Genomic DNA, 26,166 nt, shown 5'->3' with positions numbered 1-26,166 from the left:
TTGCGCTCACGCCGTCGGCATCTGCTGCTGGGCCTTCTCCAGCGCCGCCTTCACCGAGTCCTCGGTCACCGGGCGCCCGGCGGCGGCATCGGCGAACAGATCCTTGATGGCGGTGCCGACGGCGGTCTCGAACTGGGACTCGTCGGGCACCTGCGGCGCGGCGACGGCGCTGCCCGCGAGGGTGTCCTTGAGGACCGCGTTGGCGTCGGTGGAGAAGGCGGCGTCGGCCTGGGCGCCCTTGACCGGCGGGATGGAGCTGTAGGCGGTGTTGAGGATCTTCTGCTCGGCGTCGCTGGTCATGAACTTCACGAACTCGGTGGCGCCGTCGAGGTTGTCGCTGTTCTTGAAGACGGCCAGGTTGATGCCCATGACCATGGAGTTGACGCCGGTCCCGGTACCGGGGGTCCCGGTCTGGACGGGCACGGGGGCGACCCCGTAGTCCTCCTCGCTCATCCCCTGCGACTTCAGGTTGGCCGAGGCGGACTGCCAGAGCAGCATGGCCGTCTTGCCCTTGGCGAAGTCGCTGACGGACTGGTTCTGCGCGTACTCGGCGTTGCCGGGGGCGACGATCTCGTCCTTGGCCATCAGGTCGACGAACTGCTTGACGCCGGTGACGGCGGCGTCGGAGGTGAAGTCGGGCTTGCCGTCGGCGGTGAAGAAGTCGGCGCCGTGCTGTTTCACGAAGACGACGGCGTGGTGGATGTTCTCGGAAGGGTTGGAGCCCTCGACGGCGAGGCCCCATTTCCCGTCCCCGCTGAGCTTCTTGCCGTCGGCGACCAGCTCGTCCCAGGTGGTGGGCGGCTCGGTGATCCCGGCGTCCGCGAACAGTTGCTTGTTGTAGTAGAGCGCGTACGCCATCGAGTACAGCGGCACGGCGGCCGGGTCCTGGCCCTCGGCACCGGTGGAGCCGAGCGCGGAGTCCACGAAGCGGTCCTTGCCGCCGATCTTGTCCAAGGTGGCCTGGTCCCAGGGCAGCAGCGCGCCGGTCGCCTGGAGGGAGGCGCTCCAGGTGTTGCCGATGTTCAGCACGTCCGGGCCCTGACCGGAGGTGGTGGCGGTGAGGATCCGGTTCAGCAGATCCGACCAGGGGACGACCTCCAGCTCGACCTTGATGCCGGTCTGCTCCTCGAACTTGTCCAGCTCGGGCTGGAGCACGTCCTTGTCGACCTCGATGCTGGCGCCCTGGTTCGAGGCCCAGTAGGTGAGGGTCTTCGGGGAGTCGTTGGACCCCCCGCCATCGGTCGAGGACCCACCCCCACAGGCCGAGGCGGCAAGCGCGAGTGACATGGTGACGGCGCCTACGGCCGCGGCTCGGATGCTGCGCATGCAGGGGGTCCCTTCGGGAGGCCATCATGGCTTAATTTAGGACGTGAGTTAAACCGGTGAAGCGGTCGGCGTCAAGGGATTGGACGGGGGGCGGGGGGCGTTTTTTGGGGGGCTGAGAGGTGGGGTGGGGGGGATCGGGGGTGTTCCGGCCTCGGGGGGGGCGGGGGGATCGCGGGGGGGGTGAGGGCCTGAGGGGGGCGGGGGGATCGCCGGGGGTGTTCCCGCCTCGGGGGCGCGGGGGGATCGCCGGGGGTGTCACGGCCTCCGGGGGCGGGGGGATCGCTGGGGGTGTGAGGGCCTGAGGGGGTGGAGGGGGTGGAGGGGATCGCCGGGGACTGCGTCGCCGCCAGGGACGCGGAGGCATCGCCGGGGACTGCAACGCCGCCAGGGGCGCGGAGGGGATCGCCGGGGGTGCGAGGGCTGCCTGAGGGGCCGGAGGGGATCGCCGGGGACTGCGTCGCCGCCAGGGACGCGGAGGCATCGCCGGGGACTGCAACGCCGCCAGGGGCGCGGGGAACTGCGCGACCAGCCCCCACGCACCCGCAGACGACGACGGCCGGACCCCACCAGAACCCGACCGCCGTCACCCCTCAACGAGCCACAGGCTCACCTGTCAACTACCCCACGGCCACCCCACTCCCCACTTCCGCATAGCCCACCGGCCGACTCACAAACGTCCCCCGACCCCGCGTACGCCCCCGCAACCGCGTCGCATACCCGAACAGCTCCGCCAACGGCACCACCGCCCGGACCACGGTCACCCCGGCCCGCACCTCGGTCCCGGACACCCGGGCCCGCCGCGCCCCGAGATCCCCGAGCACGGCACCGACGTAATCACCACCCGGGGCACTCCCGACGGAGTCGGTCCGCGCACCCCCGACGGAGTCAGTCCCCCCGACGGAGTCACCCGGCAAGGTCACCTCAACCTCGACAACCGGCTCCAGCAAGGCCATCGCACACCCCCGCAACGCCTCCCGCAGAGCGAACCGCCCCGCCGTCCGGAACGCGGCCTCCGAAGAGTCCTTCACATGCGTCGCCCCATCCGTGAGGATGACCCGCAGCCCCGTCACCGGGTGCCCACCGAGCGGCCCCTCGGCCAACGCGTCCCGGCAGCCCGCCTCGACCGCCCGGACGAACTCCCGCGGCACCCGCCCTCCGACCACGGCCGACTCGAACACGAACCCGTCCTCACCCGGCGCCACATCGAGCACGATCTGCGCGAACTGCCCGGCCCCGCCGTCCTGCTTGACATGCCGGTACACGAGCCCGGTCACCCCCCGCCGCACGGTCTCCCGGTACGCCACCCCGGGACGCCCGACGACGAGATCGATCCCGCCCCCGAAGCCACCGGAACGCCCGCTCCCCCCGTCACCCGTGCCGCCGCCGACACCCGCACCCGCGCCCGCGCCCGCGCCCCGCCGGATCTTCTCCACCGCCACCTCCAGATGCAGTTCCCCCATCCCGGACAGCAGGGTCTGCCCGGTCTCCGGGTCGGTGCGGACCACCAGCGACGGATCCTCCTCGGCGAGCCGCGCCAGCGCCCCGGCGAGCCGTCCGGTGTCGGCGGACCGGCGTGCCTCCACCGCCACGGACACCACCGGCTCGGCGACGCCGGCAGGCTCCAGCACCAGCGGAGCGCCCGGCGCGCAGAGCGTGCTGCCCGCGCGGGCCGACTTCAGCCCGATCACGGCCACGATGTCCCCGGCGACGGCCCGTTCCAGCGGCTCGTGCCGGTCGGCCTGCACCCGCAGGATGCGCCCGATCCGCTCCGCCCGGCCCGCCGTCGCGTCCCACACGGTGTCCCCCTTCCCGATCGTGCCCGAGTACAGCCGTACATAGGTCAGCCGCCCGGTCGCCGTGGCACTCACCTTGAACGCCAGCGCGGCAAGCGGCGCACCGGGATCGGCGGCACGCTCCTCCTCCACCTCCCCGACGCCCGTACCCCGCACCGGCGGTACGTCCGACGGCGACGGCAGATACGCCACCACCGCGTCGAGCAGCGGTTCGATCCCACGGTCGCGGTACGCCGACCCGCACAGCACGACGACACCCTCACCGCTGTGGGTGAGGTCGCGCAGGGCGGTGCGCAGGGTGGCGTCCGTGAGCACGCCCTCGGCGCAGAACTCGTCCAGCGCGCCCGGATGCAGCTCCGCCACCGCCTCCTCCAGCGCCCGGCGCCGCCGCCCGGCCTCCGCCCGCAGCTCCTGCGGAACGGGCCCGTCGGCGAGCCGACCGCCGGTCCACACCAGCGCCCGCCCGCGCACCAGATCGACGACGCCCCGGAACCCGTCCTCGGCGCCGATCGGCAACTGCACCACCAGCGGGGCCGGGTGCAGCCGCGCGCGGATCGAGGCCACGGCGCTGTCGAGATCGGCGCCCGCGCGGTCCAGCTTGTTGACGAAGGCGATCCGGGGCACGCCGTACCGGTCGGCCTGCCGCCACACCGACTCGCTCTGCGGCTCCACCCCGGCCACCGCGTCGAACACCGCGACCGCGCCGTCGAGCACGCGCAGCGCCCGCTCCACCTCGTCGGCGAAGTCGACATGGCCGGGTGTGTCGATCAGGTTGAGCCGGTGCCCGTCCCACGCGCAGCTCACGGCCGCTGCGAAGATGGTGATCCCACGGTCCCGCTCCTGCGGGTCGAAGTCGGTGACGGTGGTTCCGTCATGGACCTCACCCCGCTTGTGGGTGACACCGGCCGCGAACAGGATCCGCTCCGTGACGGTGGTCTTTCCGGCGTCGACATGCGCGAGGATGCCGAGGTTGCGGACGGTCTCGATGCCGGTGGTTTCCTTGATGACGTGATGGCGGTTGCGCACGGCCCGTTGGCCTTTCAGGTGATCCTGACAGGGGCGGCGCGATTCCCGGACGAGCGGACCGCAGGGGACTACGGACCGGTGGACGAGGTCGAGGGCGGGGGGTGTCGGAAAGGTGCCGTCGCCTCAGTGACTCGTCACGGGCATCCGGTACCGGCCGCGCAGCGGGCACCGGACGCCCGGAGACACCAGGATCACCTGGTACCGGGCACGGGAGGGGGAAACGACCACAGCGGTACGGTCACGCACGGCCGGCTCCCCTCATCTCGTCTCGTCGTCGGCACGCCGAGTGTAGGGAGCGACGACCGCACCGGGCACGCCATTTAATCCACTAATCCACCCCCGCCTCCACCTCGTAGAACCGTCTCCGCACCCCCCGCAGCCACGCCTCCGCCGCCCGCTCGTCCGGCTCCGCGGGCAGGACGCCGGGGTGGGCGTCGAACGCCTCCTCGAAGTGGCGCAGCAACGGACGCGCCGCGTCCGGGTCGGCGGCGACCTGCTCACCGAACCGGTGGAACGGCTCCGGATCGTCCAGCCGCACCGTCAGCCGCCCGGTGCGGTACAGCTCATAGCCCTGGTGGCAGAGCCGTTTGAGATGGCGGGCGTGTTTGGCGGTGCGTTTGCGGGTGTCGGCGGAGAAGGTGCCGTCACCGCGCCGCTCCAGCCGGCGGAACTGCTGGACGGCGTACCCGAGATAGGCGTCCCGGACGCGGCGGGCGCTCAGGAAGCTGGCGCGGATACCGATCAGCTCCTCCCCCGCCTCGGTCCGTACCTCGTACAACTCATCAGGCAGCCAGACAAGTTCCATCACCGTGGGATTCCCGGCGAGGGCCAACCGGCACCATTTGGCCGCCTCGTGCAGGGTGCGGTCGGGGTGGGTGGTGACATACGACTGCGGGGGCGGTCGCAGACCGTGCAGTTCCTCGGTCGGTGCGGCGAAGAGACCGAGCCGGTCGACATCGGAGTCCTGATGGGCGAGCCCGTAGGCGGTGGAGCCAACGATCCCGGAAAGCAGGATGTGCCGCCCGACCCCCAGCTCCGCCTCCGCCGTCCCGGCCGCCCCCGCGTCGCCCCTCCCGCCCGCAGCCTCCGTCACACTCGCCCCCGCCGTCGCCCTCGCCCCCGCCCTCGCCGTGGCGGTCCCGGCCGCGGTCGCCGCCACCTCCGCCGTCCCGGCCGCCCCCGCATCGGCCCTCCCGGCCACAGCCTCCGTCACACTCGCCCCCGCACCCGCCCCCGCATCGGCCCTCCCGGCCACGGCCTTCCCCGCCCCCGCCCTCGCCGTGACGGTCCCGGCCACGGTCGCCGCCACCTCCGCCGCCGCCACTCCCGCCGTCCCGACCTCCACCCTCCCGACCTCGGCCGTCGCGCTCGGCGCCGCCGCGGTCAGCGCGCCGGTCAGCGCCGGGGTCCCGGCCGCCCCCGCACTCTCGCCCGCCCCCGCGCGCGTCGACGTGTTGTTCCCGTCCGTCGTGGCCATGCCTGTACCCCCTGGTGCCGAACGCGCCGCCCTCACCCGGTCGGGCGGTGGCGAACCGTCATGATGCACAGCCGCTACTCCGGACGGCCTCCCCTTTTCCGCCCCGCGCCGTCCGGGTCGTGGACGCGGACCGGCCCACCGGGTACCCCAGGAGGACGACGGCCCCGAGCAACCGACAGGAGCGGACGACCGTGCCGACCCGGACCCTCACCACCCGATGCTGTGTCGTCGGCGGCGGCCCCGCCGGAATGATGGCGGGCCTGCTGCTCGCCCGGCAGGGCGTGGACGTGACCGTGCTGGAGAAGCACGGCGACTTCCTGCGCGACTTCCGCGGCGACACCGTGCACCCCTCCACCCTCCAGATCCTCGACGAGCTGGGCCTGATCGAGGAGTTCCTGCGGATCCGGCACAGCGAGGTACGCGCACTCACCGTGGAGACCCCGGCCGGGTCCACCGAACTCGCCGACTTCTCCCGGCTGCCCGGCAAGTACCGGTACATCGCCTTCATGCCGCAGTGGGACCTCCTGGACTTCCTCGCCCGCAAGGCGCGGGAGCTGCCGTCGTTCCGGCTGATCCTCACGGCCGAGGCGACGGACCTCGTCCGGACGGACGGCCGGGTGCTGGGGGTGCTGGGGGTGCTGGCCCGGACGGAGGACGGCCCGCTGGAGATCCACAGCGATCTGGTGCTCGCCGCCGACGGACGGCACTCGGCGGTGCGCCGCGCGGCCGGGCTGCCGCTGTCGGTGAGCGAGGCCCCGATGGATGTGCTGTGGTTCCGGCTGAGCCGGGAGCCCGGCGAGACCATGAGCTTTCTGCGCACCGGCCCCGGCCATCTCCTCATCACCATCGACCGCGGCGACTACTGGCAGACGGCCTATGTCATCCCGTCCGGTACCTACGACGCCGTGCGCGCCGAGGGTCTGGCGCGGCTGCGCGAGCGGATCGCGTCCGTGCGCGGCGCGTTCGCGGACCGTCTGGAGCGGGAGATCACCGACTGGGACGATCTGAAACTCCTGAACGTACGGGTCGACCGGCTGCGCACCTGGTGGCGGCCGGGCCTGCTGTGCATCGGGGACGCCGCGCACGCGATGTCCCCGGCGGGCGGGGTCGGCATCAATCTCGCCGTGCAGGACGCGGTCGCCGCCGCGCGGATGCTCGGCCCCGCCCTCAGGGCCGGGCGCACCCCCGGCGCGCGCAAGCTGGCCGCCGTCCAGCGCCGCCGCTCGCTGCCGGTGCGGGCGGTGCAGTTCGTCCAGGTCCAACTGATGAGGGACCTGTACCCGACGGCGGCGGGAACGTCCGGCAGGCCCCCGCTCGCCGTCCGGGTCGTACGGCGGTTCCCGTTCCTGCGGCACTGGACGGCCCGGTTCATCGGACTGGGGCTGCGACCGGAGCACGTGGGCTGAACACCCCCGGCGGCTCCCGCGCCACCACCCTCCCCGGGCGGGGCCGGGCTCCGGCTCATGTCTCCCGCTCCGGCGTGTAGTCCCCCTCCTCCAGCCCGAACGTCCAGGCCACGCCCTCCTTCGCGGTCCTGATCCGCGGCGGCACCCGCAGCCAGTACGTCTTGTGCGTGCCGTCCGGCTCGGGGGTGGAGTTGACCACCTCGACCATCACCAGCGGCTCGTCCCCGACCAGTTCGATCCGCCACAGCACACCCGCCTCGTCGCGCTGCACGGGCTCGGCGCCGGACTCCTCCAGATACCGTTCGTAGCCGTAGTGCTCCAGCATCACCCGGCGCAGCTCCGCGTTCTCCTCCTCGCGGATCCGGTGCGGGGTCAGCCCGTCGAGCCCGGCGAGGAACTCGGCGGGGACGGGCATCCCGCGCCACGCGTGCAGGGCGAAGCCGTCGGGGTAGGCGAGCGCCGGGCCGTCGCCCCGGTCGAGTCGGCCCGCCTCGTCCCGGTGCAGCTCCAGTGGCCGCTCGCAGACGATCGCCGTCCGCTCGTACGGCCACCACCAGCCCGCCGCGCGGGCCACCGCGAGGACCCCGGCCAGTGACTCGGCGCCCTCCTGGCCGTCGAAGGCGGCCAGCCAGGCGGCGTCGTGCTGGCCGAGCACCGCGTCCAGCAGGGTGAGCCGCACCGCCCGTTCACCGCCGACCGCCGTCCCGGCCACGGCCTCGATGATCCCGGTCCGTATCCGCTCGGTCAGCAGCGCCGTGCCGTCCCACAGCGCGGCGCCGGTCAGCGCCCAGTGCTCGGCCCAGCCGGCCGGCCCGAGGCGGTCGAAGACCCGCTGCCGGGCGGCGGCCCAGGGCCGGGTGCGGACCGCGTCCCGCACGCTCGGACCGGCCGTCCCGTCCGCCGTCAGCCGGGCGGCGGTGAGCACGCCCTCACGCGGCGAGCCCACCCAGACGACGGCCTCCGGCTCGGCCAGCCCCGCGAGCCGGTACGCCAGCCGCACCCCTTCCTCGGCCGCCGCGCGATCGGCGGGCCAGGTCGCCGCCACGACCTCACGCCACTCGGCCGTCACGTCCCTCCACTCCTCCGACGCCACCTCGCCCCACTCGCCGTCGGCCGTAACAACCCCCACCGCCATGCCCTCATCGGGCGTGGCGCTCCCCACCGTCGCCGCGTCGTCCGCCGTCGCGGTCCCCATCGTCACCCCGCCGTCCGCCACAGCGTTCTCCGCCGTCATCCCGTGCTCCGACATCCCGTTCTCCACCCTCGCCGCTTCCATCCGTGCCGTCCCCGTCCCGCTGCCTATGCCTGTACCTGTACCTGTATCTGTACCTGTCCCCGGACCCGTCCCGATCCCCGTACCAGCGCCTGTGCCCGCGCCCGCGCCCGTCGTCATCACCGCACTCCCCCTCCCCCCTGCTCCCCCCTCCCCCCCTGCTCCCCCTCCGCCCCTCCCGGCGCAGCCGCCCGCTCAGTCCGCCACCACCCGTACCGCGCCCGGCGCGTACTCGCGCTGCCGGATCACCCGGTACCAGCCCTTGGGGAGGGGTATCGCCGCGTGCTCCTCGTGCACCACCCGGCCGCCGTCCGGGAGATGGAGGTACGCGGCGCCGAACGGACCGGCCTCGCGGACCAGCGTGCCCGGTCCGACCACGGCGTGGGCGTGGCCGGTGACCTCGCCGAGGGCCAGCACGAGCCTGCCCCGTACGTCCCTCGGCTGCTGCGGCAGCCGGTCGGTGCCCGGCGGCACGGCCGCCTCCTGGACGGGCACGATCAGGACGTCGCCCTGCCGGTACATACCTGTCTCCGTTCGCCGTTCTCCGCCGGCACCTCGCCGACCGACACCCACGACGCTACGGGGTGGCACTGACAATCCGCTCTGACCAGGCACTTCGCCGCTTCCGCAGGGTCGTCGGGGGCCAGCCGGGGCGGCAACCGGCCCTCCCGGTCGGCGCATTGTCAGTGCGGGTTGGTAGAAATCTCGCGACCACCCACTGTGTCCGGTCCCAGGAGGCCAGCACCATGTCCTATGTCGAGCATCTGAGCGAGTTGTACGGCCTCCCGGTCTTCGATTTCCCCGACCTGAAGGAGGAGAAGGCGCTGCCGGAGGCGGGCGCGGTCGCCTGGCGGCTGGCCGTCGACCCGTACGGGGACTCCTCGGACGAGGAGTTCGGCGACCGCTGGGAGCGTTTTCTGGACACGGTGGACCCGGCCGGGGTCCGGGCGATCGTGGTGGGCCCGTGGGGCGAGGTGTACGACCACGACTCCAGCGATGTCGTGCGGCGCCTGGTGGACGCGCACGAGGAGCTGACGGGGCTGCGGGCGGTGTTCCTGGGCGACCTGGTGAGGGAGGAGGCGGAGATCTCCTGGATCGAGCAGTCCGATGTGACGCCGGTCCTCGCCGCGTATCCGCTGCTGGAGGAGTTCGGGGTGCGCGGCGGCGGCGGACTGCGCTTCCCCGCCCTGGCCCACCGTGCCCTGCGCGCCCTGTCGTTCGAAGCCGGCGGGCTGCCCGGCGAGGTCGTGCGCGGTGTCGCCGCCAGTGAGCTGCCCGCGCTGGAGCACCTCGACCTCTGGCTCGGCGTGAACGAGTACGGCGGTGACGCGACGGTCGCCGACCTGGCGCCGGTGCTGGCCGGAGGGCGTTTCCCGGCGCTGCGCCACCTGGGCCTGCGCAACAGCGAGATCCAGGACGAGATCGCCGTCGCCGTCGCCGGGGCCCCGGTCGTGGCCCAGCTGACCTCCCTTGACCTGTCGCTGGGGATGCTGACCGACGAGGGCGCCATCGCGCTGCTGGACGGCCAGCCGCTCACCCATCTGACCGGCCTGGACCTCAACCACAACTACATCACCGACCCGGTGGCCCAGCGCATACAGGCGGCGCTGGAGCCGCACGGCGTCGAGGTCGACCTGTCCGAGACGGGCGAGGAATGGGACGACGACGGCGAGATCCACCGCTTCACCGCCGTCGCGGAATGATGGGGAGCGACCTGACCTCCATGGATCTCCTCGAAACCTGCCCCGGCAGGAAGACCTTCACCCTGTCCACCACCGACACCGCCCAGCACCTCCCGCCCGCCGGAGAGGTGACCTGGCGGCTGGACTGCGCGGGCGAGACACCCTTCGCCGACCTGTGGCGGTACTTCACCGAGCGGGTGGCGACCGAGGAGGTGCGGTCGCTGGTCCTCGGCCCCTGGTGGCACGACGACGACTACTCGGACCTGCGGCCCGCCCTGGAGCGGTTGCTCGCCGACGCCGACCGCTTCCCAGCGCTGCGGGCCCTGTTCCTGGCCGATGTCTCCAGCGAGGAGTGCGAGATCTCCTGGCTCATGCTGACCGACATCACCCCTGTCCTGGAGCGGTTCCCGCTGCTGGAGGAGCTGGGTGTGCGCGGCGGCGACTCCCAGGGCATGGGCGAGGAACCGCTGTCCCTGCGCCCGGTGCGGCACGAGGCGCTGCGGGTCCTGCGGTTCGAGTCGGGCGGGCTGCCCGCGCCGGTGGTGCGCGCGGTGGCCGCCAGCGATCTGCCCGCTCTGGAGCGGCTGGACCTGTGGCTGGGCATCTCCCACTACGGTGGTGATGCCACGGTGGCGGACCTGGCACCGCTGCTCACCGGGGGACGCCTCCCGGCACTGCGCCATCTGGGCCTGGAGGACAGCGAGGTGCAGGACGAGATCGCGGCGGCGGTCGCCACGGCGCCGGTGGTGGCCCAGCTGGAATCGCTGAGCCTGGCCATGGGCACCCTCGGCGACACCGGGGCGGAGGCGCTGCTGCGGGGCCAGCCGCTGACCCACCTCAAACGGCTGGATCTGCACCACCATTTCCTCAGCGACGCCATGACCGCCCGGATCCGGGCCGCCCTGACCCCGGCCGGGACCGAGGTGGACCTGTCGGACCGGCAGCGCTCCCTGGGCCGGCGGAGCGAGGAGCGGCGCTATGTGGCCGTCTCCGAGTGACACGGTTCGCCTCCCCGGCCCCGTAAAGAAACGGGACACCCCCCGGCCCTCCGCCCCCACCGGCCGACAAGGCACCGACACCGAACGCCCCAGCGACGCCCCCCAACCCCGCCTCACCCTCATCGGCAACCCGGAGAACCGTCGTACCACCCTGTTCCGCGACGCCGCCCGCGCCGCCGGTCACGCGCCCCCGCGCGTGCTCGCCTGGCGGGACGTACTGACCGGCGTGCCGTACGCCTTCTCCCCCGGCGAGTTCGTCCGTATCGACTCGCCCGGGGAGAACGCGGAGGTGGACCGGCTGCTGCGGGACACCGAGGAGCCGACCCGGGTGGAGGGCACGGCCCTGTGGTACCGGCGTTTCACCGGCGCCCTCAGGGAGGTGGCGGCCACGGCGCGCCGCGCGGGCGCGGTCACCTCGGCCGACCCGGAGGAGGTCGCGGTGCTGTTCGACAAACGGCTCTGCCACGCCCGGCTCACGGCGGCGGGCGTCCCGGTCCCCCCGGCCCTGACGGGCCCCGTGGACGGCTGGGACACACTCCGGGCGAGGCTGCGGGCGGCCGGCATGTCCCGGGCGTTCGTGAAACCGGCGCACGGGTCGTCCGCGTCCGGTGTGGTGGCCCTGTCCGTGGCCGGTCCCGGGCGGGTCAAGGCGACGACCTCCGTGGAGACCACCCCGGACGGCCGTCTCCACAACTCCCTCAGGGTCCGGGACTACACCTCGGAGAGCGAGGTGGCGGCCCTGATCGACGCCCTGGTGCCGGACGGCGTCCATGTCGAGCGCTGGCTGCCCAAGGCGTCCCAGGGCGGGCGGGCCGCGGATCTGCGGGTGGTGGTGATCGCGGGCCGGGCCACCCACGCCGTCGTACGGACCAGCCGTCACCCGATGACGAATCTGCATCTCGGGGGCGCCCGGGGCGATCTGGCGGCGGCCGAGGAGGCCATCGGCGCGGCGGGCGGGCGTCTGGCCGATGTCCTGGAGACCGCCGAGCGGGCGGCGGCGTGTTTCCCGGGCACGCTGTGCGTCGGGGTGGACATCCTGCCCGCCACGGGCTGGCGCCGTTTCGCCGTGGGCGAGGTGAACGCCTTCGGGGACCTCCTGCCCCGGCTGACCGGCCTGCCCGGCAGCGGCGCCGAGGGCCTGGACACCTACGCGGCGCAGCTCGCCGCGGCACCCACCTGGGGAGCCACCCCCGTACCACCACCACGGGACCCCGGTACCGAGCAGTACGAGAACCACCGTGCGGAGCACCACCATGACCGAATCCCCTGACATGAACGCCGTCGTGGGCCGTCACGACATCCTGTTCGTCACCCTGGACACCCTCCGCTACGACGTCGCGCAGGAGCTGGCCGAGGCGGGCCGGCTGCCGCACCTGGCGCGGTATCTGCCGGGCGGCACCTGGGAGCGGCGGCACGCGCCCGGGAGCTTCACCTACGCCTCCCATCAGGCGATGTTCGCCGGTTTCCTGCCGACCCCGGCCGCGCAGGGTCCGCATCCACGGCTGTTCGCGGCGCGTTTCGCGGGGAGCGAGAGCACGGCGGACGGCACCTTCGTCTACGACACGCCCGACCTGGTGTCCGGGCTTGCAGAGGCGGGCTACCGCACGGTGTGCATCGGCGGGGTGGGCTTCTTCAACAAGCGGGGCCCCTTGGGCTCGGTGCTGCCCGGGATGTTCCAGGAGAGCCACTGGGAGCCGGAGTTCGGGGTGACCTCGCCGACGTCGTTCGAGGCGCAGGTGAACCGGGCGGAGCGGATCGTCGCCGATCTCCCGCACGCACAGCGGCTGTTCCTCTTCCTCAATGTGTCGGCGCTGCACCAGCCCAACTGGTTCCATCTGCCCGGCGCCACGCGCGAGACGGGCGACACCCGCCAGACCCATGCCGCGGCCCTGGCCGCCGTGGACCGCCATATGGGCCGACTGCTCTCCGCCATGGCGAGCCGCCGCCCGTGCTTCGCCATCGTCTGCTCCGACCACGGCACCGCGTACGGCGAGGACGGCTACACCGGTCACCGCGTCGGCCATGACGTCGTCTGGACCGTTCCCTATGCCCACTTCTTCGTCGACGAGGCCCGATGACGCTCACCGAGACACCGACCACCACAGCCGCCACCGCAACCCCGGCCACCGCCGCGACCACCGCCACCCCAACCACCCCAGCCGCCACCGCAACCGCAACCACCGCCGCGACCACGACCACGGCCACAGCCGTCCGCCCATACCAGCAGTACGTCTACGCCTACCCGCACAAGACCGCGTACCGCCCGCTGCCCCGCGAGCGGGCGGCCTTGCGCGACCTCTGGGCGGAGGAACCGAAGACCGCGCTCTCCCTCTACTTCCACATCCCGTTCTGCGAGGTGCGCTGCGGCTTCTGCAACCTCTTCACCCGGATCGGCGCGCCCGGCGAGCTGACGACGGCCTATCTGGACGCCCTGGAGCGTCAGGCCGCCGCGACCCGTGAGGCGCTCGGCGGCCCGGCGGGGTTCGCCAACGCGGCGTTCGGCGGCGGCACGCCGACCTTCCTCACGGCGGCCGAGCTGGAGCGGCTGTGCGATCTGGCCGAGGAGGGCCTGGGCGCCGATCTGGCCGCGATCCCGCTGTCGGTGGAGGCGTCCCCGGCCACGGCGACCGCCGACCGCCTCTCGGTGCTGGCCGCGCGCGGCACGACCCGGCTGAGCCTCGGGGTGCAGAGCTTCGTCGACACCGAGGCGCGGACCGCCGTACGCCCGCAGCGGCGCGCGGACGTGGAGGCGGCGCTCGCCCGGATCCGCGAGGCGGCGATACCGGTGCTGAACATCGACCTGATCTACGGCATAGCGGGCCAGACCGAGCGCACCTGGACCCACTCCCTGGACGCGGCCCTCGCCTGGCGCCCGGAGGAGCTGTACCTGTACCCCCTCTACGTCCGCCCTCTCACCGGCCTGGACCGGCACCGGCGCGGCACGCCGGACGACGAGGCGGCCTGGGACGCACACCGCCTGCGCCTCTACCGCCACGGCCGCGACCACCTCCTCGCCCACGGCTACGAGCAGGTGTCGATGCGGATGTTCCGCCGCGCGGACGCCCCGGCGACCGGCGGCGGGGACTACGCCTGTCAGACGGACGGCATGGTGGGCCTGGGCTGCGGCGCCCGCTCGTACACCTCGGCGCTGCACTACTCCTTCGACTACGCGGTCGACATGCACCGCATCCGGGGCATCATCGACGCCTACACGACCCGCTCCACGGCCGGTTTCGCGCACGCCGACCACGGCTGGGAGATGACCCCGGAGGAGTCCCGCCGCCGCCATCTCCTCCAGTCCCTGCTCCAGGCCGAGGGCGTGGACCTGACCGACTACCGCACTCGCTTCACCACCACCCCCGCCGACGACTTCCCCGCCGAACTGGCCCGTTTCCACGACCGGGGCTGGCTGGACGAGACGGCCGGACCGGACCGGCTGCGGCTGTCCCCGGAGGGCCTGGCCCACTCGGACGCGCTGGGCCCGGAGCTGTTCTCGGCGGCCGTGACCACGCGCATGGCCGCGTACGAACCGAAGTGAGGTGACGGTGAGATGACGGTGACCCCGATGGACCTGACGATCCTGTACCGCGGCCCGCTCGCGTCCTGCGACTACGACTGCCCGTACTGCCCCTTCGCCAAGCGCCGTGACAGCCGCGCCCAGCTCACCGCGGACCGCGCCGCGCTGGAGCGATTCGCCGACTGGGCGACGGCCCAGCGCGAGGACCGCCTCTCCCTCCTGTTCACCCCCTGGGGCGAGGGCCTGGTCCGCTCCTGGTACCGCCGGACCCTGACGGAGCTGAGCCACCTCCCGCACATCGCGCGGGTGGCGATCCAGACCAACCTCAGCTGCCGCACCGACTGGCTCGCCGAAGCGGACCTGGACACCGTCGCCCTGTGGTGCACCTTCCACCCCGGCCAGACCCCGTACGACCGCTTCCTCGCCAAGTGCCACGAGCTGGCCCGCCTGGGCGTCCGCCACAGCGTCGGCGTCGTCGGCCTCCCCGAGCACCTGGCACCGGCCCGCCGCCTGCGCGCCGACCTCCCGGCCCAGGTCTACCTCTGGATCAACGCCGCCGAGGGCCACACCTACACCGACCCGGAGGCGGCGGACTGGACCGCCCTGGACCCCCTGTTCCCCTACAGCCGCCACCCGCACCCCAGCGCGGGCCTGCCCTGCCGCACCGGCGAGTCGGTGATCTCCGTCGACGGCGAGGGCACGGTCCGCCGCTGCCATTTCGTCCCCACACCCCTGGGCAACCTCTACGACGGCTCCTACCGCCCGTCCCTGCGCCCCCGCCCCTGCCCCCTCACCACCTGCGACTGCCACATCGGCTACGTCCACCTGGAGAGCCTGCCGTTGTACGACGTGTTCGCGGGGGGTGTGCTGGAGCGGATACCGCACCGGGACCGCGAAGAACCCCCGAATTCTCGGGGGTTCCTGCCGGCGGGTGATTCACATAGCTGAATGACCTATCTGAATGACCAGTGTCGATGGCCTGCTCGAAGGGCTGCGAGCACAGGCCGAGCCCGGACCTCAGCACGGAGATTTGGCAGTGTTCGGTGGTGCCGGGCCCGGTGACGATGGCTGGGCTGGGCGGGGTGCTTGCTACAGGTGGGCGAGGATCCAGTCGGTGAGTCCGGCGGGGGTGGGGCTGGCCCACAGGGCGGCGGGGTCGATGGCGATGCCGAGGGAGTGTTGGAGGCGGGCGCGGAGCTGGGTGGCGGTCAGGGAGTCGACGCCGAGGGTGACCAGGGAGGTGGTGGCGGTGATGTGGAGTGCGGGGTCTTTGAGGGTGGTGCGGACCGTGTCGGTGATGTGGGTGCGCAGGATGTCCCGCCGGGTGGCCTCGTCGGCGGTGTCGAGGGCGGTGAGGAGGCTGGTTTCGGCTGCCGGGGGTGTGATGGGCCGGAGTGCGTGGGCGAACAGGGCGCTGGTGGCGGTGGCCGGGTAGTCGGACAGCCAGCGTTCGAGGCTGAGTGGGGCGTAGGCGAGTTGGGGGTGGCCGGTGGCCAGGATGCGGTCGAGGGCGTCGGTGCCTTCGGTGGGTGAGATGAGGGTGAGGCCGTGGTCGGCCATGTGCCGGCCACGGCCTGCCGAGGCCCAGGCGCCCCAGTTAACGCTGGTGGCGGGCAGACGGTGGGCGGCGCGGTGGGCGGTGAGGTCGTCGAGGAAGGCGTTGGCGGCGGCGTAGGCGGCCTGGCCGGGGGATCCGATCAGTGAGGCCATGGAGGAGTAGAGGGCGAAGAAGTCGAGGGGGTGCCCGGTGGTGGCCTGATGGAGGTGCCAGGCTCCTTCGGCTTTGCCGCGCCACACCTCGTCGATGATGTGATCGTCGAGGGTGGCCAGGGTGGCGTCGGTGACGACTCCGGCCGCGTGCAGGACCCCTCGCAGGAGGCGTTCACCGGTGGTCGCCACGTCGATGGCCTGGTCGGTGGTGGCGCGGTCCGCGATGTCGCCCTGGACGATGCTGACCTGTGTGCCCTCGGCCTGGGCGGCGGCGATGACCGTCCGGGCGTGCGGAGTGGGGGCGTTGCGGCCGATGAGGACCACGTGGCCCGCGCCGCGGCCGGCGAGCCACTGGAGGGTGAACAGGCCCAGTCCGCCCAGTCCCCCGGTGAGGAGGTAGGAGCCGTCGGGCCGGATCGGTGTGGTGCCGGGTTCGGGGATGTCGCGAACCGGAGTCGGGTGGGCGGGGGCGAGGCGGGCAATGAGCCGCTGGGTGGCTGTGAGGTGGACTTCGCGCGGGGCGGGGTCCTCGCTCAGGAGTTCGCGGGCGATCTCCTCCAGGGGGGTGGCGGTGTCGGTGGTGAGGAGACTGGTGGCCAGTTCGGGGTGTTCGTAGGCGGCGGTGCGTACGACGCCGCGCAGACCGGCGGTGGTGAGGCTGCCGGGGGCCTGGTGGTGCGCGGTGATCCACAGGCGTGGCGGGTGGGGCTGGGCGGCGGTGAACTTGATCAGGGAGCACAGCCGGGCGACGTTGTCGCGGGCTGTCGTGGAGGGGTCGGCGCCGCCGGTGGTGTCGATGGTGAGGACGATGTGGTGCGGCTGCGGGTCCGCGGCCGTGTCCCACCATCGCGGGGCGGGTGTGCGGTTGTGGGGTGGGGTGGCGGGCTCGGCGGTGGCGCCCCGCGCGGTGAGGGCGTCGACCAAGGCGGCGCCGGTGCCGCTCTCGGCGGGGGCGAGGACGAGCCAGGTCCCGGTGCTGGTCGCGGGAGCGTCGGGGGCCGGGGTGTGGGTGTGGGTGATGTGGGTGAGGTGGCGGGCGAAGCGTTCCGCGGGCGGGGTGATGTTGGTGACTCGTAGGCCGGTGATCCGGGCGACGACGGTGCCGTCGGCGGTGGTCAGCAGTGCGTCGGCGGTGCAGGCGAGCGGGTCGGCGGAGGTCAGGGTGAGGTGGGCGGTGCGCGCGTGGCCGGTGGGTCCGAACACCTCGACCTTCCCGAAGCCGGCGACGACTGCGGGGCCGGGTTCCAGGTCGTAGTGGTCGCACCAGATACTCATGGCCGCCTGGACGGCTTCGTCGAGGAGTGCGGGGTGGATCAGCATCATCCAGGCCGAGTGGCGGGCTTCGTCGGCGATGCGCAGGGTGACGGCGGCCTCGTCGCGGTGGGGGTGGACGCGGATGCTCTCCAGGGCGTTGAAGGCGGGTCCGTGCACGACGTGGTGGTGGTCGCGGACGTACTGGTAGAAGCCGGTGACGGAGGTGGTGGGCCAGTCCCGGCCGTGTCCGGGGTCCGCGTCCTCGGGTGCGTCGTCGCTGGGGGTGAGGGTGGCGCGGGCGTGGACGACCGGGGTTCCGTCGCCGGGGCGGGTGAGGATCTCGACCCGCAAGGTGTCGCCGGTCTCTTCGGCGCGGACGGTGACGACGGGTTCGGGGTCCAGGATCAGCGGGTTGAGGATGTCCACGCCGGTGGCGGTGACCCAGTCGGTGTCCCAGACCTGGCCGGCGGCGGCCAGTGCCATCTCGCACAGTCCGGCCCCGGCCATCACCGGGGTCCCCGCGACCTGGTGGTCCGCCAGCCAGGGGATACGGCCCGCGCTGATGGGGGTCTGCCACAGATGGCGTCCGGGACGGTCGGGGTCGTGGACGTGCCCGCCCAGGAGGCTGTGCTGGCGGGCCCCCACCAGGCCGGGGGCGACCAGGACATGGGGCTCGGCGGGCCGCATCGTGGTGCGGTGCCAGGTGGTGGGCGGCGCGTCGACGAGGCTGCCAGGGTAGGCGCGCTGCCAGTCGATGACCGCGCCGGCGCAGTGGGCGGCGGCGACATTGGCGAGGAACGCGTCCACATCGTCGGTGCCCCGGCGCAGGCTTCCCAGGGTGACGACGTCGCTGATGCGGGCTTGCGCGGCCGTCTCGCGGACCGCGCGCACGGCCAGCGGGTTGGGGGAGCACTCGATGAACAGGCGGTGCCCGTCCTGGAGGGCCGCGGTGCAGGCGTCGGTGAAGCGGACGGCGTCGCGCAGGTTCAGCGCCCAGTAGTCGCCGTCGAAGGGCAGCGGGCGGCGCGGGTCGTCGTACGTGGTGCCGTACAGGGGGATGGCCGGGGTGCGCGGGGTGATGGTCTTGGTCTGGTCGCGGATGGAGTCGAGGATGGGATCGACATGCGCGGAGTGGGAGGCGTAGTCGACGCGGATGACGCCGGCCGGGATGTCGCGGGCCTGCCAGGTCTTGACGAGGGCTTCGACCTGTTCGCGGTCGCCGGAGACGACGGTGGTGGTCGGCGCGGTCAGCACGGCGATCGCCACCTTGTCGAAGCCCGCGGCGTCCAGGTCGGCCCGTACGTCCCCGGCCCCCAGGACCACCGAGGCCATGGCCCCGCCCATGACCTGGGTGGCCAGACGGGCCCGGCGGCACGAGACGAGGATCCCGTCCTCAAGGCTCAGCCCACCGGTGACCACGCTCGCGGTGATCTCCCCCAGCGACTGCCCGATCACCGCGGCCGGCTCCACACCGAAAGAACGCCACATGGCGGCCAGCGCGTACTGGACGGCGAACAGGGTGGGCTGGACACGGTCGTCCCCGGACAGTTCCCCGGGGTGGGCGATCATGCGGCGGACGGAGAAGCCCGCCTCCGCGGCCATCAGCGGCTCGACCTCGTCGATCGCCGCGGTGAACGCCGCGTCATGGTCCAGGAGTTGCTGGCACATCCCCGGGGACTGGGAGCCCTGCCCGGTGAACACGAACACCGGGCCCGGATGGTCGGGGGACAGCACCGGCCGGCCGGTTACCGTGCCGGTGCTGTCCCCCCGTCCTTGCCCCTCGGATGCGAAGGCGCGCAGACGGGCCGTGAGCTGGGCGTGGTCGCCCGCCTGCACGGCCAGCCGCTCGCTCGTGTGGGTCCGGCGAGCGGCCAGTGTGTGGGCCAGATCGGGCAGGGGCGGGGATTCCCGCTCGATGTGGTCCGCCAGCCTCGCCGCGGCCAGGGGCAGCGACGGGGCCGACGGCGTGGACAGCAGGAACAGCCGCTGCCGCCCGCGTCCGCTCCGGGGGGCACGGCGCCGGGCACCGGACGCACGCGTCGCGGGGGCCTGTTCGACCAGGACGTGGGCGTTGGTGCCCGCCAGCCCCGAGGACGCCACCGCTGCCAGCCGCGGCCCCCCGCTCACCGGCCACTCCACCGTCGCGGTCGGCACGAACAGCCGCGAACCGGCGTCGACGGCGATCTGCGGACTCCACTCGCGGAAGTTCAGATTCGCCGGGACCTGCCCGGTGCGCACCGCCCAGACCGCCTTGATCAGGCCCGCGACCCCCGAGACGGGCTCGGTGTGACCGATGTTGGTCTTGATCGACCCCAGCGCGCACCGGTCACGCCCCCGCCCGTACACGGAGTTGACGGCGGTGTACTCGACGGGGTCGCCGGTCAGGGTGCCCGCCCCGTGGGCCTCGACCAGCCCCACCTCGCCAGGATCGACACCGGCCCGCTCCAGGGCGAGGCGCGAGGCGGCCTCCTGCATGAGCGCGGACGGCGCCGTGAGCCGTTCCGCCTGTCCGTCGCAGGTCACCGCCGAACCCCGCAGCACCGCCAGGATCCGGTCCCCCGCGGCGACAGCGTCGTGGTGCCGCTTGAGGAGCAGCATCCCGCAGCCCTCACCCCGTACGAAACCGTCCGCCCGCCCGTCGAAGGCGAAGCACCGGCCCTGCCGCGAGGTCAGCCACGGTGCCTCCGCGTGCATCGACTCCGGGGACGTCATCAGCATGGAGGCGCCGGCCAGCGCCATGTCGCACTCCCCGGCCGCCAGAGCCCGCGCGGCGGTGTGCACGGCCACCAGTCCCGAGGAGCACAAGGTCTCAACCGCCATGGCGGGGCCCCGCAGATCCAGGGCGAAGGCGATCCGGCCCGGCGCGTTGCCGGGATTGCCGCCCAGCATGGCGGGACCGTCGATGTGATCCCGTACCGGACGGGACTGGCTCATCAGGAAGTCCAGCGCGTACAGGCCCAGATACACACCCGTACGTGATCCGCGGATCCGGTCCGGCGGGAGACCCGCGTGCTCCACCGCCTCACGGGCCACCTCCATGGCGAGGCGGTGCTGGGGGTCGATGGTGGCCCCCTCCTGCGGGGACACCGCCAGCGCGGTCGGCTCCCACGCCCAGATGTCACCCTCGACGAAGCAGCCCCGCCCGTAGCGGGGCGCGTCATCGGGATGTTGATGGGCCATCAGATCGGCGGCGGGCCACCGCCCCGCGGGGACCGGGCCGACGGTGTCACGGCCGTCGAGCAGCAGCCGCCACAGCGCGGCCGGGGTGTCGGCGCCTCCCGGAAACCGGCAGCCGATACCGATGACGGCGACGCGCGAGTCCGCGAACTCAGACATGGATCTCTCCTGTAACGAAAGGAAGTGAGGGGTGGTCCGGTGGAAGGGTCCGGCAGGGGCGGGGGACGAGGCGGACTACTCGGCGGTGGCCCCGGATACGTCCGCGCCCAGCAGACGAGAGAAGGTGATCATGTCGGCCGGCCAGGGCGACGGCGTACCGTGCGCGTCCGCGTTCACCCACAACTGCGTGCCGTGCGCGACGAGTTCCTCCCCGGCTCCGCTGCCGCGGTAGAAGGTGAAGTCGCCCAGCATCCGGAAGCCCCTGACCATGGGCACGGTCACCCGCAGCGAGATCGACTCCCCGAACTTGATCTCCGAGACGTACTCGCAGGACACGGACTGCGTCAGCATCAGACGGCCCTCGGTCAGACCGCGCGCGTAGTCGGGAGTCATGTCCACGGCCACGGTCTCCCTCAGCTTTCCCTGCCAGTCGATGAGGCGGGAGAAGTAGACGAAACCCGCCATGCTCGTCTCCCCATAGGTGACCAGATGGTCCAGGGCGTAGCGGCGCAGTCCGTCCTTCTCGTCCGGCGGCAGCAGTACACCGACTTTCGGGGTCGGGTGATTCTCAGTCATGCCGGCTCCCTCCATTGGGCTCGCATCCGGCTACTCCGCGATCTTCGTGCTGTAGGACCACCGGAAGACGCACAGGGTCCCCTTCTCCGTGAAGGTGCTTTCGACGGTCCGCTCGAAATGCTCGTTGCACCCGTAATAGGCCACCGCGATCTTCTCGCTGCTTTCCGGTACGTCCGGTGGCAGTCGGTACACCTGTGGAAGTTCCGGAGGCCCACCCGAGAGCAGCACGAAACTCTGGGCGGGTTCCTCGATATCGGCGGACATTGCCCTCCTCCTCGGATCGGGATGGATCTTTCGTCAGGCCACCGCCCCACGGACAGGGGCGGAACTCTCTCCTGCGGCCGGTCACGAGCCGTGCGCATCGGCCCAGCGACCGGTGATGGAGAGGACCAGGCCGGGCAAGGGCCGAGAATTCCCGGTGTGGAAAGGCCGTCGGCTCCTCCGGACCCGAACCGGGACGTCCCGCCCCGGAACTGACCTTCTCCACCGGGAACTCACGTGTTCCTGACCTGCTCCTCCGGACAGATCAGTAGAACTGCTTGGCCCACTTGCGGAACGTGCCGATGGGGCCGTCCCCCTTGGCCAGGCTGGGGGGTTCGGTGTACCGCTTCGAGTCCCAGATGAAGAAGTCGCGCGCGGCATCGTTGGCGAGCGTGCGGTGGTTCAGCAGATTGGCCGCCTGGGAGAGCTGGAGCAGCATGCGAGGCGGCAGCTTTCCGGCCGGGGGAGTGAAAGCGACGCTGCTGGCCAGGTACATACGGACACGCCAAGGATCCACGGGAGTGGGATAGAACATGGCGTCGAGAGTCAGTCCCAGGCCCGGAATCTGCACATTCACGTTGAAGAAGCCGAGTCCGTGAAGCGTGATCCGTACGTCGGTCATGCGGGTACCGAAAGGGGGATAGCGGCGCCCGGCACACAGCCAGTGCGAGAAGACATGCTTGTCCGCGACGGGATCGCGAAGGCTGGGGTTGATGAAATGGTGCAGCGGCGCCAGATGCCGCACGTCGACGGTGTTCTCGCAGATCTCCTGCGGATGGGTGGACAGCTCGAATGCGGTGTACCTGGGAGCGCTGTGCGCAGGGGTGAGCACGCTGGGAAGCTCCCAGGCGGGCGGTCGGGCCCGCTCCACACGACGATGGCCCCGTCGACCTCCTGGACGGGCAGCAGCGTGAGCCGCTCGTGCCGGGGCAGCGCCTCGTAACCCGGCGCAGGGCGGGACAGACTCCCGTCGGGGGTGAAGGCGAAGGAGTGGAAGGCGCAGACGATGTCCTCCCCCACGACACACCCCCGTCCCAGGTGTGCGCCCAGGTGCGGGCAGTGGGGGCGCGTCGCCCGGATCCTGCCGCTTCGCGTCCGGTAGACGACGACGTCCTCACCCATGAGACGCCTGGTCGTCACCGCGCCGGGGGCAACCTCCGACGAGGGCGCGAGCATGTACCAGCCGTGGGCGTACGGGAGAGGCACCGGCTCGCTGTCGTACGGACGACTCGGCTGATGGGCCCTGCCGGCCCGGTGATTGAGCGATGACATCGTGCCTTCCAGATCAGTCGAGTGCTTACTGGGTACCTGGCAGCTGTTCGTGCCGGTGACGGTGGTGAGGCGGTACCGCCCGGCGGTCACTGCGCCGGGCTTTGACGAGCCTCCGGGACAGCCCGGGGAAGGGGGGAAGCCTCGCATCCTGCATGCCGGTGCTCAGGGCGCACCGGTGCCGACGGCCACCCGCCGCCCACCGCGAGCGCGCTGCTCACGGAGAGCCTCGGCGACGCTGATCACCCCGGCCACCCCGGCGCAGAACGATCGCGGGAAGGCCGGCAGCAGCGTCCTGGGCCCCGTGCTTCGCGCCCGGGAGTCCACGGCTGCCTCCGCGACCGGCGGCTGTCTCGCCTCGTGAGCCGCCACCACGACGGCCACTCCACCAGAGCCCTTCGTGCCGGCGGGTTCTCCTGCCCGGTCGGCACGCGCGGCGGTACGGGCGACGGTACGGGCGGCGCGGGCCCGGAGACGGCTGCCCGACCCCTCGTCCAGCAGCCGGACAGCGCCCTCGACCGCCACGGGGCCCACGGACCCCGCGGAGCCCACGGGGCCCACGGAGCCCGCGGAGCTGAGCGCCCTCGCGGCCACCGGTACGGCAGGGCAGGCCAGGACGAGCCCGGCGGGCCACAGCAGTTCCTCGGCCTCCAGCATCTGACCGGCGGGTGGCGCCACCGCTGGGGCGGTGGCCGGGCAGGGCACGGAAGACGGAGACATGGGTGTTGCTCGCTATCTGCAGGGGAGATCGACATGGGGGGAGGTGCCCGCCGGGAGGGGACCGCTACGTGAACACGGGCAGCCCCGGCGGCACACCGGCATGGGGGTAGGCGCCCGATCCGGGCGGGTACCTCACATCCAGTACATACCGTGAAGTCCCCTTCTGTGCAGGGGTGTCGGCGCGCGGATGTGGTGCACGCGCTGCAACTATGCGCGCTTGTGAACACGGCGGGTCCAGGTCACCCCGCTCCTGGGTGAGAACGAAGGGGAGCGGTGTCCTCCCAGCAGCCCACCGCACCACTCGCGCAACTGCCGGAGGAGGCGGCACGGACCGCGGCCCAGCTCGCCCACGCTGTGTCGCTGATGCCGCCCGAACACGGTGACGATCTGACCGTGCATCGCTCGACGGTGACGCACCGGCTCTCGGGCACCCACCCGCGCCCGCCCGCGCCCGTCTACCTTCTGGAGGCGCCGTCCCGTCGCCTGGGCAGACCCCTGGCAGCCGCCGACGCCGGTCTGACCCGCGCCCCCGCCCGCATACCGGACTGATCCTGGAAGGCCGACCCCGTCCACCGTCCGGCCAAGCTCACGCACAGCCAACTCGCCCCCGGCCACGGCGCCGTCCCCGGGGCGGACGTCTACAGCCCCGCCGCGATGGCCGTCCCGGAATGGGAGGACCTGCTCTCACGGACCACGGCCCGCCGCGCCGGGGCCATGACCGGACGCCGGGTGGGCCGTGCGGAAGTGGAGACACTGCGGAGCACGACCGCGTTCTTCGCCACCTCCCTCGCAGCCTTCGGCGGCGGCCGTGCCCGCACCGCGCTCACCGCACACCTCGCCGACGACGTCACCCCCTGACTCCTCGCCGCCGGCGACCATCCTCCTGGGCACCATGTGCGCCGACGACGACGCCCATCCCTTGGCTGAGCACTACCACCGCACCGCCGCCCACCTCGCCGCCGAAGTCGAAGACCCCCACACCCACACGATCATCACCAGGGCCTTCGCCACCCACGCACTGGACCTCGGACACCCCCACCCCGCACCCGCCCTCACCCAACAGGCCGCCGCCACCGCGCCCCGCCGCTCCTCACCTCTCACCCAGTCCCAACTCGCCCACGCCCGAGCCCACGACCGCCACCGCGCCCTCCTCGCCCTGCACCACGCGGAAGTCCTCCACCCCCGAGCGGACCAGCCCCCCGACCCCTTCGACAGCTCCCCCCACCCGCCCCACCAGCCACTGCCAACCCGGCACACCCGGCACACCCGGCACACCCTGCGCCTGCGGCAAGACCGTCACCCTCCGCCCCGACGGCATGGCCTGGACCCACCAGCACAGCATCTGGGGCACCACCACCTGGGCCGCCGACTACGGACGCCGCGCCGCCATCGAATCCGGCAACGCCGAGATCAAAACAAACCGCCTCCACACGCCACCTCCCCGCCCCCTGGGCCGCCCTCACCGGAGAAACATCAGCCGAACCAAGGGCCTCCCTCGGCCACGCAAACGCACCCGCCACCGCGAAACCAGCCTCAAAACCCTCACCAGCGGCGGCCCGCCCGGACGCCCGGGGAGATTCCCGAGCAGCACCGGAGTGACGGCGGTCAGCGCCTCGCCGACCTCGTCATGCGCTCACGGCCGCCCGGTCACGCCCGGGGGTGGCGCAGTCCGTCGATGACCAGGTCGGCCACAGCGAGCGCGTGCCGCTCGATCTCGTCCTCGGCGAACGGCGTATCGCCGAAGAGGCGCCGTGTCAGGGCGACGTTGCTGAAGGCGGCGCCTCCTCCGAAATTGATCAGGTAGAAGAAGGTGTGCAGAGGCACCTCGCGCAGGCGCCCGGCCTGCACCAGTTCGTCGTACAGCGTCACGACGATGCTCAGCTTCGGGCGTACGAAGGTGTCCAGCATGTAGTCGAGCCGCGCGCTCTCCTGCCCAGCCTCGTTGGTGACCAGCCGCGGCAGATCAGGGTTGCGCGCGGCGGAGCGCACCAATGCTCTGATCATGGCCTTCAGACGGACCTCGGCGTCCGCGGTGACATCGTCGGCCTGGGTCAGCTCGGCTGCCACGCGGCCGAATCCCCAGCTCACAGCCGCGTACCAGATGCCTTCCTTCGAGCCGAATCGCTTGTGCAGCAGATTGTGACTCACCCCTAGCACGCGGTTCAGCTCCCGGACCGAGACTCCTTCGTAGCCATGGATGGCGAACGCGTGCAGCGCCTGGGCGAGAACCCGCTCCTCGGGCGCCGGGTCGCAATCCTTCCTCGGCCTGCCGCGCCGCGCCTCCACCTCGCTCATGACACGGATCCTACGCGCCCGACCACGACGTTCGGGCGGTCATCGCCCAGGGACTGCCTTCATCGTCCGAAACACCGTCCGGTCGACCCGTCCTGCCTGCTCAGCGTGGCGGAAGCGTCTTCGGGAGTGCGCTGTACGGCTCATTCATCCGGGCATGGAAGCAGGCGCCTCCCGCGCAGGGGTACTGGATCGAGTTTCGACAAGTGCCCGCTCGTCGGATAAGTTGACGCATGACAACTTCAGTGTG

The 26,166-nt window shown here is 72.5% G+C and carries 21 protein-coding genes and 1 pseudogene; 9 read left to right on the top strand and 13 right to left on the bottom strand.

Annotation, left to right across the window (positions count from 1 at the left end; all coding sequences use genetic code 11):
- Positions 1 to 6: 6 nt before the first annotated feature.
- From ABZX40_RS12590 to ABZX40_RS12580, 3 genes are all read right to left on the bottom strand, one after another.
- Positions 7 to 1,326, bottom strand: a complete 1,320-nt coding sequence (locus ABZX40_RS12590; protein WP_355732237.1) for a sugar ABC transporter substrate-binding protein — start codon at positions 1,324 to 1,326, stop codon at positions 7 to 9.
- Between the two features lie 617 nt (positions 1,327 to 1,943).
- Positions 1,944 to 4,145: an elongation factor G gene (locus ABZX40_RS12585; protein WP_355732239.1), complete on the bottom strand. Its 2,202-nt coding sequence runs from the start codon at positions 4,143 to 4,145 to the stop codon at positions 1,944 to 1,946.
- Between the two features lie 328 nt (positions 4,146 to 4,473).
- Positions 4,474 to 5,178: a nucleotidyltransferase domain-containing protein gene (locus ABZX40_RS12580; protein WP_355732695.1), complete on the bottom strand. Its 705-nt coding sequence runs from the start codon at positions 5,176 to 5,178 to the stop codon at positions 4,474 to 4,476.
- A 635-nt stretch (positions 5,179 to 5,813) separates the two neighbouring features.
- Between ABZX40_RS12580 and ABZX40_RS12575 the strand changes: the two genes are divergently transcribed.
- Entirely contained in the window at positions 5,814 to 7,028 is a 1,215-nt protein-coding gene (locus tag ABZX40_RS12575; protein WP_355732240.1) for an FAD-dependent oxidoreductase, read from the top strand.
- Between the two features lie 55 nt (positions 7,029 to 7,083).
- Here the strand turns inward: ABZX40_RS12575 and ABZX40_RS12570 are convergent, their stop codons facing one another.
- Together ABZX40_RS12570 and ABZX40_RS12565 are read right to left on the bottom strand one after the other, a co-directional pair.
- A complete protein-coding gene (locus ABZX40_RS12570) occupies positions 7,084 to 8,277 on the bottom strand; it encodes a DUF6745 domain-containing protein (protein ID WP_355732242.1) in 1,194 nt (397 codons plus the stop codon).
- Between the two features lie 219 nt (positions 8,278 to 8,496).
- Entirely contained in the window at positions 8,497 to 8,823 is a 327-nt protein-coding gene (locus tag ABZX40_RS12565; protein ID WP_355732243.1) for a hypothetical protein, read from the bottom strand.
- A 224-nt stretch (positions 8,824 to 9,047) separates the two neighbouring features.
- On the opposite strand from ABZX40_RS12565, the gene ABZX40_RS12560 reads away from it, so the two are divergent.
- Genes ABZX40_RS12560 through ABZX40_RS12535 form a run of 6 tightly spaced genes read left to right on the top strand, consistent with a single transcriptional unit; the run spans position 9,048 to position 15,446 of the window.
- Positions 9,048 to 10,004 (top strand): STM4015 family protein, encoded by a 957-nt coding sequence (locus tag ABZX40_RS12560; RefSeq protein WP_355732245.1) that lies wholly within the window; start codon positions 9,048 to 9,050, stop codon positions 10,002 to 10,004.
- 20 nt (positions 10,005 to 10,024) lie between these two features.
- The gene (locus ABZX40_RS12555; protein ID WP_355732247.1) at positions 10,025 to 10,981 is read left to right on the top strand and encodes an STM4015 family protein; all 957 of its coding nucleotides are present in this window, start codon (positions 10,025 to 10,027) and stop codon (positions 10,979 to 10,981) included.
- The gene (locus tag ABZX40_RS12550; RefSeq protein WP_355732249.1) at positions 10,962 to 12,251 is read left to right on the top strand and encodes an STM4014 family protein; all 1,290 of its coding nucleotides are present in this window, start codon (positions 10,962 to 10,964) and stop codon (positions 12,249 to 12,251) included. The genes ABZX40_RS12555 and ABZX40_RS12550 overlap by 20 nt, the downstream gene beginning before the upstream one ends.
- Position 12,252: 1 nt before the next feature.
- Positions 12,253 to 13,059, top strand: a complete 807-nt coding sequence (locus ABZX40_RS12545; RefSeq protein WP_355732698.1) for an STM4013/SEN3800 family hydrolase — start codon at positions 12,253 to 12,255, stop codon at positions 13,057 to 13,059.
- Positions 13,056 to 14,519 carry an STM4012 family radical SAM protein gene (locus tag ABZX40_RS12540; RefSeq protein WP_355732251.1) on the top strand — a complete coding sequence of 488 codons (1,464 nt, stop codon included), beginning with the start codon at positions 13,056 to 13,058 and terminating at the stop codon, positions 14,517 to 14,519. Before ABZX40_RS12545 ends, ABZX40_RS12540 begins: the two co-directional genes overlap by 4 nt.
- A 27-nt stretch (positions 14,520 to 14,546) precedes the next feature.
- Positions 14,547 to 15,446, top strand: coding sequence for an STM4011 family radical SAM protein (locus tag ABZX40_RS12535; protein WP_355732701.1), 900 nt, complete (start codon positions 14,547 to 14,549; stop codon positions 15,444 to 15,446).
- A 141-nt stretch (positions 15,447 to 15,587) separates the two neighbouring features.
- On the opposite strand, the gene ABZX40_RS12530 is transcribed toward ABZX40_RS12535, so the two are convergent.
- The 6 genes and pseudogenes from ABZX40_RS12530 to ABZX40_RS12505 form a co-directional block, all read right to left on the bottom strand.
- Positions 15,588 to 20,798 (bottom strand): SDR family NAD(P)-dependent oxidoreductase, encoded by a 5,211-nt coding sequence (locus ABZX40_RS12530; RefSeq protein WP_355732253.1) that lies wholly within the window; start codon positions 20,796 to 20,798, stop codon positions 15,588 to 15,590.
- Between the two features lie 75 nt (positions 20,799 to 20,873).
- The gene (locus tag ABZX40_RS12525; RefSeq protein ID WP_355732255.1) at positions 20,874 to 21,374 is read right to left on the bottom strand and encodes an acyl-CoA thioesterase; all 501 of its coding nucleotides are present in this window, start codon (positions 21,372 to 21,374) and stop codon (positions 20,874 to 20,876) included.
- Between the two features lie 30 nt (positions 21,375 to 21,404).
- Positions 21,405 to 21,638 carry a DUF5988 family protein gene (locus tag ABZX40_RS12520; protein ID WP_355732257.1) on the bottom strand — a complete coding sequence of 78 codons (234 nt, stop codon included), beginning with the start codon at positions 21,636 to 21,638 and terminating at the stop codon, positions 21,405 to 21,407.
- Positions 21,639 to 21,900: 262 nt separating this feature from the next.
- Positions 21,901 to 22,506: a hypothetical protein gene (locus tag ABZX40_RS12515; protein ID WP_356162506.1), complete on the bottom strand. Its 606-nt coding sequence runs from the start codon at positions 22,504 to 22,506 to the stop codon at positions 21,901 to 21,903.
- A 143-nt stretch (positions 22,507 to 22,649) separates the two neighbouring features.
- A pseudogene (locus ABZX40_RS12510) lies at positions 22,650 to 22,757 on the bottom strand (Rieske 2Fe-2S domain-containing protein); the annotation flags it as partial.
- A 312-nt stretch (positions 22,758 to 23,069) separates the two neighbouring features.
- A complete protein-coding gene (locus ABZX40_RS12505) occupies positions 23,070 to 23,624 on the bottom strand; it encodes a hypothetical protein (RefSeq protein ID WP_355732260.1) in 555 nt (184 codons plus the stop codon).
- 273 nt (positions 23,625 to 23,897) lie between these two features.
- Between ABZX40_RS12505 and ABZX40_RS12500 the strand changes: the two genes are divergently transcribed.
- Both ABZX40_RS12500 and ABZX40_RS12495 read left to right on the top strand, forming a co-directional pair.
- Positions 23,898 to 24,173 (top strand): hypothetical protein, encoded by a 276-nt coding sequence (locus ABZX40_RS12500; protein WP_355732262.1) that lies wholly within the window; start codon positions 23,898 to 23,900, stop codon positions 24,171 to 24,173.
- A gap of 105 nt (positions 24,174 to 24,278) precedes the next feature.
- The gene (locus ABZX40_RS12495) at positions 24,279 to 24,482 is read left to right on the top strand and encodes a hypothetical protein (RefSeq protein ID WP_355732264.1); all 204 of its coding nucleotides are present in this window, start codon (positions 24,279 to 24,281) and stop codon (positions 24,480 to 24,482) included.
- Positions 24,483 to 24,714: 232 nt separating this feature from the next.
- On the opposite strand, the gene ABZX40_RS12490 is transcribed toward ABZX40_RS12495, so the two are convergent.
- A complete protein-coding gene (locus tag ABZX40_RS12490; protein WP_355732266.1) occupies positions 24,715 to 24,915 on the bottom strand; it encodes a hypothetical protein in 201 nt (66 codons plus the stop codon).
- A gap of 356 nt (positions 24,916 to 25,271) precedes the next feature.
- Positions 25,272 to 25,919, bottom strand: a complete 648-nt coding sequence (locus ABZX40_RS12485; protein WP_355732268.1) for a TetR/AcrR family transcriptional regulator — start codon at positions 25,917 to 25,919, stop codon at positions 25,272 to 25,274.
- Positions 25,920 to 26,166: the final 247 nt, after the last annotated feature.

The organism is Streptomyces sp. NPDC004610 (genome assembly GCF_040609715.1).
Lineage (GTDB): Bacteria > Actinomycetota > Actinomycetes > Streptomycetales > Streptomycetaceae > Streptomyces.
The sequence above is the reverse complement of the archived record's forward strand: the minus strand, read 5'-3'. Positions and strand labels throughout refer to the sequence as shown.